Source organism: Desmonostoc vinosum (assembly GCF_059505385.1).
The window spans coordinates 16049-30084 of sequence record NZ_JCACKM010000298.1; the positions used below are offsets into that span (position 1 = coordinate 16049).

Genomic DNA, 14036 nt, shown 5'->3' on the forward strand with positions numbered 1-14036 from the left:
TTGCACCTTTTTATGACGTCTTTGTCTTCAGCCGAACGCTCTTTGTTACCTATGCAATCTCCATCCTCCTTTTCAGAGGCTTCACGGCCTTTTTTAACTTGGCAACGGATTCTTGACTGGGCTCAAGAACACTACCGCTGCCGCACCTTTAGCAAAGATGAGCGCATTCCAGCTCGACCTGGATTGCTGTACTTGGTGCAAAGGGGTGCGATCCGCATGGTAGGAACTGCCCAAGTTAGTGCTACTGCTAGTCAGTTAACATCTCGACGAATCAACAGAACTCCAGAAGAGGCTTTCTTGGGTTTTGTTGGAGCAGGACAGCCGTTTGAAATTGTTGCTCAGTCTCCATTCACACTCCAGGCTTACGCCCATGTTGACCAAACTGCGGTGCTGTGGATGTACTGGCATGACTTAGACAATTGGCCTCACTTCCGGCGCGAAGTTATGGATGCCTTTAGGTATCAGCACCAGCGTAAGCTGCTGTGGCTGAGTGCTTTAGGGCAACGGCGCACAATTGACCGACTCTTAGGATTCCTGACATTGTTGATTGAGGAATATGGAGAGCCGGCAATGAGCGAAACTGATCCTGATGTGATTCGTGGTTATTGTCTGCCTTTTCCACTGACTCATGCCCAAATTGGTAGTGCAATTGGTTCGACTCGTGTCACTGTCACCCGCTTGATGGGCAAGTTACGTCAACGTGGCTTGATCCTCACTCAGGGAGACAATCTAATTTGCTTGCCAGCAGAGTCGATTAATAGAGTCAGCTAAAGCGCAGTTCAGCTCTGCGATGACCGCTACTCTGTCTACCATCGATAGCAGGTGTCAGCGAATTTTGACAAACCCTGTTTGGGCAATCAGTTCCTGTCCCTGCTCAGTTAGCAGTAAGTTGACGTAAGCATCACCTGCTTGCTGCTCAGTCTGACCGTTCTGTTTGACCACCACAAACAAATTGCGGGTAATTGGGTATTTTCCTGATTGAAAAGCCTCAATGTTCAATTTGTTCCGTTTACCAGGACATTCAGAAGGGAGAACTAATGGTTCTTGGTAAGGAGCAACATATTGTCCTTGCGTTCGCCCCAACGGCAAGGCTTTGATTGAACATTGAGGAATCACCTCTGGGGCAGAAGCGTAATATATGCCACCAGGGCTACCAGCTAATTTTTGCAAGGCTTGGGTGGTCGTGGAGACAAACTCCACATTGGAGCCAAAAGCTTGACCACCCAATACGTCTTGAACAAAAAGCTCAACTGTACCGCCATCAGTAATACGGCGGGAATAGGGCTTAATTGGAATATTGGGGCCGCCCACCAGGCTCCAATTGTTTATTTTGCCTGTGTAAATTGACTTCAACTGGTCTATAGTTAGTCCTTGAATATTGAGGCTAGGGTTAATTGCTACTGCCAACCCGTCAATTGCTACAGGAATTTGCTTCAACTCAAATCCACGCTGTTTGGCACGAGCTAGTTCGTCATCTCGTAATGGTCGTGAAGACTGAGCAAAAGCTATTTGACCATCAATGAGAGATTTGATACCTGTACTGGAACCAGGCTCGCCACTACTAGGCTCTACATAACGCAGGCGAAACTCTGGTCGTGCTGCTTGAATTGCTGCGTCAACTGCTAGTCGAATTGGTGCCCATGAAGTACTACCTCCATAATTGAATAGACCTGTGGGAACATTTTGTATGGAGGTAAAAGTCTTGCTTTTGGGTTGTCCTGGTGAAGTGAGAGGCGTTTTTGTGGTGTCTGAACTAATTTTATTAAGGTCAAAACCAGACTTTTTACTGAACCACCAGAAGCCGCCAGCTATCAGCCCAACTGTAATTAGGAGGGACAAGACAAGAATAGGTGTTTCGTTTCGTTGGGACATAGTAAATTACTCTGCTTGTCCTCTCTGTGTAGATGCTTGATGAGTGTTTGCTACTAGAGATTGTAGGGGAGAGTGGCTATTTTATGAATAAATTTCGACAAATTCGCCTTCAAGAGTAATTATTTACCTTGATTCGCTAATTTTTCCTAGTTTAATTATTTGATTTTGACAAATCCCGTTTTTTCGATGAGTTCTTGCCCTTGAGATGTTAACAGCCAATTTGCATAAGCTTCACCTGCTTGTTGGTCTGTTTGGTTATTTTGTTTAACAATTACAAATAAGTTACGGGTAATTGGATAGTCCCCACTACGGAATGCTTGAGTATTCAATTGATTGCGTTTGGCAGGACATTCAGATTGAGTTACTAAGGGTTTTTGGTAGGGAAGGACGAGTTGATTGCTTGTACGCCCTATTGGTAGGGATTTAATCATACATTGAGGTACAACTTCTGGAGCGGAAGCATAGTAAATGCCGCCAGGAGTCGCAGCGACTTTTCGTAATGCTTCAGTGGTTGTGCCAACGTAGTTAATATTAGTACTAAAGTTATCCTTCTTGAGAACATTTTCAATAAAGAAATCTACTGTACCTCCAGCTTCTTTGCTACGAGAGTAAACTGTAATGGGTAAATTAGAACCGTCTACCTCTTGCCAGTTAGTAATCTTACCAGTGTAGATGTCTTTAAGTTGGGCAACGGTTAAACCGGGTATATTAAGGCTGGGGTTGACAGCGATCGCAATGCCATCAATTGCTACTGGAATTTCTTTGAGACTAAATTTTTTTTGCTGTGCTTGTGTATGTTCTTCAGCCTTAACTGAACGAGAAGATTCTGAAAAAGCTAGTTGATTATCTATCAACATCTGAATGCCAGTTCCAGATCCTGGATTACCAGATGGTGGTTGAGTGTAGCGTAAACCAAACTGAGGACATAGATTTTTCAGTACTGGTTCTACTTCTTTACGAATGGGTGCCCAAGTGGTGCTACCACCATAGTTGAATATTCCTTGTGGGAAGTATGATGGACATTCGTTGGTTGGGTTATTTGTAGAAGTAGGGGAATTATTTGATTTCGTTTGATTAGAAGAATTTGACTGCTGGGAATTAGTTGGGTTTATTTGCGCCCATCGTTCCATGAGAAACCATAACCCACTAAAGACTAAGCCAACAGAGACAACAGCAGCCAAGAAAAGCCTGAGTGTTTCGTTTTTCTGAGACATAGGTAGCTATTAGCACCAGAAGTTTTTTTTAAAGTATTAAAGATAATAATTTGTAAATTAGGCGAAATAGGGATGTTAACGCAATAGCTACCAATCCAGCAGCTAATGCCAAAATAATTATTTCTTTAATGTTTAAACTGCCTTGTAAAAGGGGAACAAAAAAAATAATCCCAAATGTAATTCCTGGAATAATTAGTAAATCTAACTTTTCAATCCACCGCCTAGTTTGGGCAAATACGAGGAAACTGACAATCAAGGTAGAAATAGCTAAGGTAACTATTGGTGATTTTAATAAACTAAAAAGGGCGATCGCGATCAATGCAGCCTCAAATCCACTGAATGCTGCTCCACTCAATAGTTCTATTATAGAAAACGTGATTTGAGTTGGTGGGAAAGGAATGACAGGATGAGAAGCTTGTGGCGGGGGTGTGGGAAGTGGATTTATTGGTGCAGAGGCGACAGGCTTTGATCCCAAGGCATCTAGAACCTCTTGGGCTGACTGGAAGCGTTGATTAGCCGCAGATCGGAGCATTTTATCTAGAATATCCGCCAAGCGATCGCTAACAACTGCGTGCGATCGCCAATTCCATTGATTGGTATATGTATCAAATAGCTGTATTGCTTCTTGTCCTGTCAATAAATTGAGCGCAGTTACGGCCAAAGCATACAAATCGGTGGATGGAAATATTTGGCCGCCAGCCATCTGTTCAGGCGGTGCAAATCCCATTGAATAAATTCCTGTAGAAGCAGCAGAACTAGATGAGGTACTTGTTACTTGCTTGACTGCACCAAAATCTAGTAAGAAGAGTTTGCCGTCACGACGGCGCATGATATTGGATGGTTTGATGTCTCGGTGAATAATGTTTTTTTCATGGACAAACTTTAGTACCTTGAGAATTTCTTGTAGTACTTCTAAAACTTCCTGTTCTGAGAATTTACCTTTTAGAGCTAATTCTTCCTCTAAGTTTTGCCCATCAATATATTCTTGTACCAGGTAAAAAAACTGGTCTTGCTGTCCTGGCAATAAGCTATTAACTGTTACTGGAAAGAAGGCGAACAAATCTGGAATTTGTTCGTGTTCGTTGCCTATTTGTGCTAAGACTTCTGCTTCTCTTTCAAATAGCTGTTGTGCCATTTGTAGCTGAGTTGAAGTTAAATTGCCCCGTGGTTGAAATTGCTTAACTACACACTGGCGCATTCCGGGGATACGGCGATCGCGTGCCAAAAAAGCTGCTCCAAATCCGCCTCTTCCCAGCAGCTTCATTGGTACGTAGCGCCCATCTAATATTAGTCCCATACCACAAGTGGTACAGTATTTTTGCTGAGTTGTTTTTAGTGTCGTAATGTCATCTAAGTCCGCACAATAGTTTTGAGGGCGTGGACAGTGTGGACGAGTGCAGTAAACTTCCATTTTTGTGCTTTGTCATCAGTCACCCTTTCGACTTCACTCAGGGCAAGTAGTCATTAGTCACAAGTCATTAGCAAAAGGACAAAGGACTAATGACTAGATTTTAGCCTTCATCTGAGTTTGGTGTTGCTGCATCCAATGTGGTGACTGCTATGTTTTTTTGTGATAGCTTGAACAGGTCTTGATTCCAGCCTGGATTGGCAAATTGAGGTAAAATTTCTTGGCTAAAGGCTTCTGCTGCTTTGGATCGATAACGGTTGGGATTAAAAATCAACCACAGTGTCCGTTTGACAACGACACCTTCAATTGGGGCACAGTGTAGCACACCCATCTGTAATTCTTTGGCGATCGCGCTAGTGGAGACAAAAGCAGCTCCCAAACCTGACTGCACAGCATTTTTTATCGCTTCTATGGAATTCAGTTCCATTTCAACTTTAAAACGTCTTGTATCAATCTCGCAGCGTGCTAATACCTGATCAATGACTTTGCGAATAGTCGATTGAGAATCGAGAGCGATGAACTGTAACTTATATAGGTCTTCTTTTTGGATTGTTTCTAGTTTGGCAAAAGGGTGGAATACGGGCACAATCAACGCTAATTCATCTTCAGCGTAGGCAAGAATTTCCAAAGATTCTGCTAGTTCACCGGGAATTTCACCACCGATGATAGCCAAATCCACTTGTCCGTTGGCTACACTCCAGGCAGTTCGTCGGGTAGAGTGGACATGCAGTTGCACAGCTACATCGGGATATTTTTGACGGAACATGCCGATCATTCTGGGTAAAAGATAGGTGCCGGTGGTTTGAGAAGCACCAACAATTAAAGTACCGCCTTGAAGATTTTGTAAATCCTCAATAGCGCGACAGGTTTCTTGACACAGACTGAGGATTTTTTCACCGTAGCTTAAAAGTAGATGTCCAGCTTCGGTTAATTGGGCACGGCGTCCTCCACGATCAAATAAGGGGACATCCAGTTGCCGTTCTAGATTTTGGACTTGTAGACTCACGGCTGGTTGGGAGACATAGAGACTATCAGCGGCGCGCTTGAAGCTCCCTTCTTGTGCGATCGCTTTTAGAATACGTAACTGATCTAAAGTGAAAGGAAGGTCAGACATAAGGCTCAACCCACAAACTTTGAAAGGAGCGGCTTTGGCAACAAATTAGGTTTCACAGCAATTAGCCGAGTATGATCTGTTGCATCTTACAACTTGAAGGCTTTACTCGAAAAAGACAGTATTACAACATTTTGACTAAAGTCCCCTTTTGAATACTTTGTGGTATTGGTTGTACTGAATTAAGTTTTCTTTAAATTACTTCACTTGTGCCTACATTGCTTTGCTTTAATTGGCAAGCAGTTACTAGCCAGGATGCTCGCTGTGATTGGTTTTTTCCATTTTGAATGTTGAAGTTGGAATTTTGAATTGCTTATGATGCTGACTCCTTGGTTAACCCCCAGTCATTTTGTCATGCTTGGGTTACAAATAGCTTTTGCGATCGCTCACAGTGGGGGTGCTGCCTTGCGTCCTTGGGCAGAAAAATACATTGGGCCAAGGCTCTATCGGATTTTTTTTGCATTAGTCAGCCTACCGTTGGCTGTAATCCTAATTGTTTACTTTTTCAACCACCGCTATGATGGTTTATCACTTTGGCAGGTGCAAGGAGTACCGGGAGTGCGGGAAGTTGTTTGGGTGCTGTCAGCGATTTCGTTTTTGTTTTTATATCCTGCTACCTTCAATCTACTAGAAATTGCTGCTATTCAAAAGCCTCAAGTCCATCTCTATGAGACGGGAATTATGCGTATAACGCGTCATCCCCAGATGGTGGGACAAGTCATTTGGTGTATTGCTCATTCTCTTTGGCTTGGTACTAGCTTTACCCTTGTGACTTCTTTCGGATTGGTGCTACATCATTTGTTTGGAGTTTGGCATGGCGATCGCCGTTTGAGTTATCGCTATGGAGAAGCCTTTGAAATTGTCAAACAGCGAACTTCAACTATTCCCTTTGCAGCAATTATGGACGGACGTCAATCTATCAAATGGCAGGAATTTTTCCGCCCTGCCTATTTCGGAGTCGCCATTTTTGTGGCTGTACTTTGGTGGCTACACCCACTGTTGCTAGAAGTAACTAGTAGGATAAAATGGTAGCCTTAAGTGATCCCCAATGTCAGCAAAAAATACTCAGCAGGCAAAAATATTAGCTGATCAATTGCTACCGAATCAATGTAGGATTGATTCAAACATCTGTCATAGGGGTTGTACTGGGTTAGTTGAAGATTTTATATTAGTAGTCGCTGGTAAGTTTCCTCGTGTTAGGGAATAATCCAGCGGTTATGGCAATCAAGATTCAAAAAATCCACAAGAGCCATCGTTAATGTAGCACTGACTTTTTTATAAGACCTATGTTCACACACTTAATTTTTGTCTAGTTCTCTATGTCCTAAAAGCATTTATCAGCCTTCACTGGCTTGTTAATCATTAAATCTGTTGATAGCTAGTTTGATATAAGAACCTTATAATCCAAGAGGCGTCATGGTGTTGTCGGTTAGTGAGCGGACATTTACTCAAGAAGTTTTAGAATCCCCAATTCCTGTTTTAGTTAATTTTGAAGCACCTTGGTGTGGCTTGTGTCGTGTCATCCACCCACTGTTGATGCAATTTAAAACCCAATGTGGGGAAGAAATTAAATTAGTCAAGGTCAACGCCGACCAAAATTTCAAATTGTCTACTACATATAGATTAAAGTCATTACCAACTTTACTTTTGATTGAAAATGGTATAGTCCGCGATCGCTTAGAAGGTTTTCGCGGCAGAGACGATTTACGTCTAGCTTTAGAGGAAATTAAAGTTAGCTATGGCAATTCTTCTCAAGCCTACACTAGGTCAACAGTAGACTTGGGATGCCGTTTGGCGTAATTGGGGAATAGGGAATTGGGAATTGTCCTTTGTCTTTTGTCATTGGTTATTCTCCGCGTCCCCGCGTCCCCCAGTCCCCAATCCCCAATCCCCAGTCCCCAGTCCCCAGTCCCCAGTCCCCAGTCCCCAAATATAAAACCATGCTTAACACCCCACCCAAAGCTCATTGGGTGGGGTATTTTATCCTCAAGGGTGTGTGTCACAATTATTAACAGTTCCAACCTGGGCAGTTTGCGACGAATACCGTTAGCATTACTGTCGAAATTTAGTCAAGAATTCTAATAGTAGGCGTCAGTGATGGAAGTAATCTATCAGTATGCCTGGCTGATTCCGGTATTTCCTCTTCTTGGGGCAATGCTGGTCGGTCTAGGGTTAATCTCGTTGAATCAGGTGACAAATCGCCTGCGGCAGCTCAACGCTGTAGCGATTATCTCCCTCATGGGAGCAGCTATGGGGCTTTCGTTTGCCTTGTTGTGGAGTCAAATTCAAGGACATGCGCCTTATATCCGCACTTTAGAATGGGCGGCAGCAGGCAATTTTCACCTGAGCATGGGCTACACTATTGACCACCTGACAGCCCTGATGCTGGTGATTGTGACAACAGTAGCTTTCTTAGTCATGGTTTATACCGATGGCTACATGGCTCATGATCCAGGTTACGTGCGGTTTTACGCCTATCTCAGCTTATTTGGCTCTTCAATGTTGGGTCTGGTGGTTAGCCCCAACCTAGTACAGATTTATATTTTCTGGGAACTGGTCGGGATGTGTTCGTACTTGCTAGTCGGCTTTTGGTATGATCGCAAGTCAGCAGCCGACGCAGCTCAAAAAGCATTTGTGACCAACCGTGTTGGTGACTTTGGTTTGTTACTTGGCATTTTGGGGCTGTTCTGGGCGACAGGAAGCTTTGAATTTGATGTGATGGGCGATCGCCTCACACAACTAGTGCAATCAGGCTCGATCAGCAATTTTCTGGCTGTTCTGTTTGCAATTTTAGTGTTCTTGGGCCCGGTAGCTAAGTCAGCTCAATTCCCCCTCCATGTCTGGCTACCAGATGCGATGGAAGGCCCTACACCCATTTCTGCCTTGATCCACGCAGCAACTATGGTGGCAGCGGGTGTTTTCTTGATTGCCCGGATGTATCCAGTATTTGAACACGTTCCAGCCGCAATGAACGTGATTGCCTATACTGGGGCATTTACAGCGTTTTTGGGGGCAAGTATCGCCATTACCCAAAATGACATTAAAAAGGGCTTAGCTTACTCCACCATTTCCCAGCTTGGTTATATGGTGATGGCCATGGGGATAGGCGCTTACTCTGCGGGACTATTCCACCTGATGACGCACGCTTATTTCAAGGCGATGCTGTTTTTGGGTTCCGGTTCTGTAATTCACGGCATGGAGGGAGTCGTTGGTCATGACCCCGCCTTAGCGCAAGATATGCGCTTAATGGGGGGACTACGGAAGTATATGCCATTTACAGCCATTACTTTCTTAATTGGTTGTCTAGCGATTTCTGGGATGCCACCCTTTGCCGGTTTCTGGTCAAAAGACGAAATTCTCGGTAAAGCTTTTGAGGCTAACCCCTTTCTCTGGTTGATTGGCTGGTTAACTGCTGGTATCACTGCTTTCTACATGTTCAGAATGTATTTCTCGACATTTGAAGGTAAATTCCGGGGTAATGACCAGAAAATTAAGCAAAAGCTTAAGGAAGCAGCAGCAACAATCGTTTTGGAATTGGAAGCAGAAGAACCTGCGCCTACTTTTGGCCCTGGGGCAATGAAAAAGGGCGAACTAGCAGCAACTGGCAGCCACCATGATTCTCATGGGCATCACAGTGATTCACCTCATGAATCACCGTGGACAATGACCCTACCTTTGGTGGTTTTGGCTGTACCTTCGATTTTGATTGGTTTAGCAGGAACTCCTTATGCTAACTACTTTGAGGAGTTTATCTTTTCTCCAACTCAAAGCCTCTCTGAGGTGATAGAAAAAGCCGCAGAGTTCAACCCGACAGAATTTTATGTTTTGGCGGGGGGTTCAGTGGGAATTTCCTTGATTGGCATCACCTTGGCTTCGCTGATGTACTTGTACGGTAAGATTGACCCGGCAGCGATCGCCGCTAAAATCAAACCACTTTATGAGCTATCTCTCAACAAATGGTATTTTGATGACATTTACCATCGTGTCTTTGTTCTTGGCTTGCGTCGCCTTGCCAGACAAGTCATGGAAGTTGACTTCCGCGTTGTTGATGGTGCTGTAAATCTTACAGGCTTTTTCACTCTTGTCAGTGGCGAAGGTCTGAAATACCTAGAAAACGGTCGCGCTCAGTTCTATGCCTTAATTGTGTTTGGGGCTGTTTTGGGTTTAGTGATTGTCTTTGGTATTACTTGATTTCTGTATCGGTTTCAAACCCCAAAGTTTTTTAGGAGCCTAAATTAGGCTCCTTCCCCAAATTTTTTTTGAGCCTAAATTTAGGCTCTTTTTTTGGCTGATAGTCAACAATTAAATATTCGTAGGGTACTCTCTTCGAGAGAGTAATGCACTACTGTTATTACTGAACAGTATTGTTTGAATTGTCAAAAAGGGTAAATCAATTGGAAAAGACAACATTAGAGATTTTGACAAGTTCCCAAGTACTGCCCCATCCAACTGCTACAGTTAAGTCTACTTCGTTAACTTCAGTTGGAACACCTGCAAAGTCAATAATCATTTTCAATCGACCACCACGAATAATGGTATCTGAAATTCGGTCACTGCCTTTAACAGCGCCCAGTTCAGCCCTAGTAGCAGTATATGGCGTACCAGAAGAATCAATGAGCCTAGTTCGATTTGTCCATGTCGAATCTACACCCAAATCCAAATCCGCTCCTTGGTTGGTGATTAAAAAGTAGCATCTGATTGTTTGACCCGATCTTTGACATCGTTGTAAATCAAAAGTAATATCGTTAACTTGATACCTTTGATTTGATAAAGATGGAGACGAACTCGGTCTTGGTGAAATACTTGGTTGCTGTGTTAAGTCGGAAAAGACAACATTAGGGATTTTGACAAGTTCCCAAGTACTGCCCCATCCAACTGCTACAGTTAAGTCTACTTCGTTAACTTCAGTTGGAACACCTGCAAAGTCAATAATCATTTTCAATCGACCACCACGAATAATGGTATCTGAAATTCGGTCACTGCCTTTAACAGCGCCCAGTTCAGCCCTAGTAGCAGTATATGGCGTACCAGAAGAATCAATGAGCCTAGTTCGATTTGTCCATGTCGAATCTACACCCAAATCCAAATCCGCTCCTTGGTTGGTGATTAAAAAGTAGCATCTGATTGTTTGACCCGATCTTTGACATCGTTGTAAATCAAAAGTAATATCGTTAACTTGATACCTTTGATTTGATTTTGATAAAGATAGGGGCGAACTCGGTCTTGGTGAAATACTTGGTTGCTGTGTTAATTTTGATCCTAAAAAAGTACCCAGTTTTAGTGCTGTTGTTGTCGTAAATGCAGGAATCGACGTTGATGTCAGTAAGGTATTCAACACTGGTGTTTGATAAATTGGTTTGAGAAAGAATTTGTACCAGTTGGTAATCACTGCATTACCTACTACACCGATTAATGCAATAACAATAATGATTATCTGAGTTTTAAGTATTTGATTTTCAGTACTCATACAGTATGTGTCATAAACAAATATACCCAAATACTACAGATATTTTAGTTGTGCAGCAACCACCTAATCGCACTTCTCATTAAACTCAACTTCCTCCAGTGCTAGTTTTGGATTGACGAACATAGCAAAATTAACTTTGTTCTTGGTGAGCGATCGCATCGATATAATGCTAGTCTAGCGGCTCCTTTTTGACTTGACGTGGAGTATCCTAACCCACATTTTGCACCCCCAACTGTCAAAAAAAGACTCTCAAGAGAAACAATGGGGGATTGTTAAGTTAATTAAATCAACCTAACGAGGAAGACCAAATCCCCAAAAAGCTGTTAGTTAATAACTAGTGACTTTTTGCCAAACATGATTTTGATTGCAGACGAATTGCGATGAATACAGCTAATTTTCCGTGGCTGACGACGATTATTCTGTTACCAATAGCGGCGTCACTACTAACCCCCTTCATCCCAGATAAAGACGGCAAAACAGTCCGCTGGTATGCCTTGATTGTGGGATTGATTGATTTTGCACTGATTGTTTACGCTTTTTACACTGGGTACGATTTCTCCAATCCAGATTTGCAGTTGGTAGAAAGTTATCCTTGGGTACCACAATTGGATTTGAAGTGGTCAGTAGGGGCAGATGGCTTGTCAATGCCCCTAATTATTTTGACCGGATTCATTACCACTTTGGCGACCTTAGCGGCGTGGCCTGTAACCCTCAAGCCCAGGCTCTTTTACTTTTTGCTTTTGGCGATGTATGGCGGTCAAATTGCCGTGTTCGCCGTCCAGGATATGTTGTTGTTTTTCCTGGTATGGGAATTGGAATTAATTCCGGTTTACCTGCTACTAGCAATTTGGGGAGGCAAAAAGCGGCAATACGCAGCGACCAAGTTTATTTTATACACTGCTGGTGGTTCGCTGTTTATTTTGGTGGGAGCTTTGACAATGGCCTTCTATGGCGATACCGTGACTTTTGACATGCGATCGCTCGGTCTCAAAGACTATGCCCTCAATTTTCAACTTTTACTGTATGCTGGCTTTTTGATCGCTTACGCCGTCAAGTTGCCGATCATTCCCTTACACACCTGGCTGCCAGATGCCCACGGTGAAGCTACAGCCCCTGTACACATGTTACTGGCAGGTATTCTGCTGAAAATGGGCGGTTACGCTCTCATTCGCATGAATGCCCAAATGCTACCCGATGCTCATGCCTATTTTGCGCCTGTGTTAGTGATTTTGGGGGTGGTAAACATCATCTACGCTGCCCTAACGTCCTTTGCCCAGCGGAACTTAAAGCGAAAAATTGCCTACTCCTCAATTTCTCACATGGGCTTTGTGACGATTGGTATTGCCTCCTTCACCGATTTGGGATTGAGCGGGGCAGTCTTGCAAATGGTTTCTCACGGGTTAATTGGGGCAAGTTTATTCTTCCTTGTCGGTGCGACTTATGACCGAACACACACTCTCATGTTGGATGAAATGGGTGGTGTCGGCAAGAGGATGCAGAAGATTTTTGCTATGTTCACCGCCTGTTCTATGGCTTCTTTAGCATTGCCAGGAATGAGCGGTTTTGTGGCAGAGTTGATGGTGTTTGTTGGTTTTGCAACTAGCGATGCTTATAGCTCTACTTTTAAAGTCATTGTGGTCTTTTTGATGGCAGTGGGGGTAATTTTAACTCCGATTTATCTGCTGTCGATGTTGCGAGAAATTTTCTATGGTCAAGAAAATGAGGAATTGGTTTCTCATCAAGCTTTAATAGATGCTGAACCTCGTGAAGTGTTTATCATCGCTTGTTTGTTAATACCAATTATTGGTATTGGTTTCTACCCCAAACTGTTGACTCAAATTTACGACTCAACAACTGTACAATTGACGGCAAGGTTGCGTGATTCTGTCCCAACATTGGTACAACAAAAAGAATCGCCAACGGTTTCTTTAACTGCACCGACAATTGGTAATTAGGTAGCGATTGATAGTTTAAGTTTGTATTGCTTTAAAAGCGGGTTTTATGCCCGCTTTTTTTGGTGATTTTATCTAAAAAAGCCTGCCAAAGCAGGCTTTTGTATTTACTAGTTTTCCCATCAGAGAAATTAATTCGTCTTTACTGATTTGAATCAGCTGTACCATTAGTACTGGTACTATCTGACGTACTATTAGGTGTTTGACTCGATTCTGGGGGGGTAGTGCGATCGCTTTGGGTATCAGCCTTACTAGGAGTAGTCTCAGTTTGCTTTGGTAAAGGATTTGGAACAGAAATGTTAATGTCTTGCTTTGCAGCTGGTGTTGGGGCTGGTTGTTGAGGAACTAAAACTGGTACTGGGACATCCCTGGTTTTTTCAATGATGGTAATTTCCTTTTGGGGTGGTGTTTGCTTGGCTTCAGGAGAAGGAGTCAATACTGGTGCTGGTGTAGCAGTATCTTGTACAGTTTCTTGACGTCCTGCAAAATACCAGAAAGCACCAGCACTAACCGCTGCAAGCGCTAGCAAAAAGCCAATGATTAAGCCGCTTATAGAATTATCTTCACGCTTTGCTAAATTCTCTTGCTGGTAACGACGTTCTGAAACTACACCACTGGCGTAGCCATTCCGGTATGATTCAGAGTTAGGAACAGTTGTATTATTGCTAATTGTTTTTTCTGTTTGGGTGATATTGGTGTGAGTATGCCCATTAGGATCAGTGTAAGAACCCTGTTGAACTTCTTTGTTATAGTTTTGATTGCTGTTAGTCATAGATGTTGATAAAGTTCACTAAAAGATGTGGCTAAATTAATCTTTCCAAAATCTGTGAGTGTGTTAGCTTGCTAACACCTTGCTATTGCTAATTGGGTTTCTATGTATTTCAAAATAACTTTTTTAAACACACTCAGACTTCTATCTCTAGAACAGATTATTGCTTCTATCAAAAGGTAGAACAGTGAGTTTTTATTTACTTATTCTTTAATATTAAATTAATCAGCTTCACTGAATATT

Annotated in this window: 11 protein-coding genes; 5 read left to right on the forward strand and 6 right to left on the reverse strand. The window is 42.9% G+C overall.

Annotated features, from left to right (window positions below; all coding sequences use genetic code 11):
* Window positions 1–12 precede the first annotated feature (12 nt).
* A complete protein-coding gene (locus tag AC5JMF_RS30925; protein ID WP_026082365.1) occupies window positions 13–771 on the forward strand; it encodes a Crp/Fnr family transcriptional regulator in 759 nt (252 codons plus the stop codon).
* Between the two features lie 54 nt (window positions 772–825).
* On the opposite strand, the gene AC5JMF_RS30930 is transcribed toward AC5JMF_RS30925, so the two are convergent.
* The 4 genes from AC5JMF_RS30930 to AC5JMF_RS30945 form a co-directional block, all read right to left on the reverse strand.
* Window positions 826–1872, reverse strand: coding sequence for a PstS family phosphate ABC transporter substrate-binding protein (locus AC5JMF_RS30930; protein WP_495799530.1), 1047 nt, complete (start codon window positions 1870–1872; stop codon window positions 826–828).
* Between the two features lie 155 nt (window positions 1873–2027).
* Entirely contained in the window at window positions 2028–3086 is a 1059-nt protein-coding gene (locus AC5JMF_RS30935; protein WP_495799531.1) for a PstS family phosphate ABC transporter substrate-binding protein, read from the reverse strand.
* A 28-nt stretch (window positions 3087–3114) separates the two neighbouring features.
* Window positions 3115–4497 (reverse strand): protein kinase domain-containing protein, encoded by a 1383-nt coding sequence (locus AC5JMF_RS30940; protein WP_495799532.1) that lies wholly within the window; start codon window positions 4495–4497, stop codon window positions 3115–3117.
* Window positions 4498–4597: 100 nt separating this feature from the next.
* The gene (locus AC5JMF_RS30945; RefSeq protein ID WP_495799533.1) at window positions 4598–5608 is read right to left on the reverse strand and encodes a LysR family transcriptional regulator; all 1011 of its coding nucleotides are present in this window, start codon (window positions 5606–5608) and stop codon (window positions 4598–4600) included.
* A 312-nt stretch (window positions 5609–5920) separates the two neighbouring features.
* On the opposite strand from AC5JMF_RS30945, the gene AC5JMF_RS30950 reads away from it, so the two are divergent.
* The 3 genes from AC5JMF_RS30950 (at window position 5921) to AC5JMF_RS30960 (ending at window position 9796) form a co-directional block, all read left to right on the forward strand.
* Window positions 5921–6637 (forward strand): NnrU family protein, encoded by a 717-nt coding sequence (locus AC5JMF_RS30950; protein WP_495799534.1) that lies wholly within the window; start codon window positions 5921–5923, stop codon window positions 6635–6637.
* Window positions 6638–7021: 384 nt separating this feature from the next.
* Window positions 7022–7405, forward strand: a complete 384-nt coding sequence (locus tag AC5JMF_RS30955; RefSeq protein WP_495799535.1) for a thioredoxin family protein — start codon at window positions 7022–7024, stop codon at window positions 7403–7405.
* A gap of 297 nt (window positions 7406–7702) precedes the next feature.
* Entirely contained in the window at window positions 7703–9796 is a 2094-nt protein-coding gene (locus AC5JMF_RS30960) for an NAD(P)H-quinone oxidoreductase subunit 5 (RefSeq protein ID WP_495799536.1), read from the forward strand.
* Window positions 9797–9995: 199 nt separating this feature from the next.
* On the opposite strand, the gene AC5JMF_RS30965 is transcribed toward AC5JMF_RS30960, so the two are convergent.
* Entirely contained in the window at window positions 9996–11072 is a 1077-nt protein-coding gene (locus AC5JMF_RS30965) for a hypothetical protein (RefSeq protein WP_495799537.1), read from the reverse strand.
* Window positions 11073–11452: 380 nt separating this feature from the next.
* On the opposite strand from AC5JMF_RS30965, the gene ndhD1 reads away from it, so the two are divergent.
* Window positions 11453–13027 (forward strand): photosynthetic/respiratory NAD(P)H-quinone oxidoreductase subunit D1, encoded by a 1575-nt coding sequence (gene ndhD1 / locus AC5JMF_RS30970; protein ID WP_495799538.1) that lies wholly within the window; start codon window positions 11453–11455, stop codon window positions 13025–13027.
* Between the two features lie 139 nt (window positions 13028–13166).
* Here the strand turns inward: ndhD1 and AC5JMF_RS30975 are convergent, their stop codons facing one another.
* Window positions 13167–13796, reverse strand: coding sequence for a hypothetical protein (locus AC5JMF_RS30975; protein ID WP_495799539.1), 630 nt, complete (start codon window positions 13794–13796; stop codon window positions 13167–13169).
* Window positions 13797–14036 lie beyond the last annotated feature (240 nt).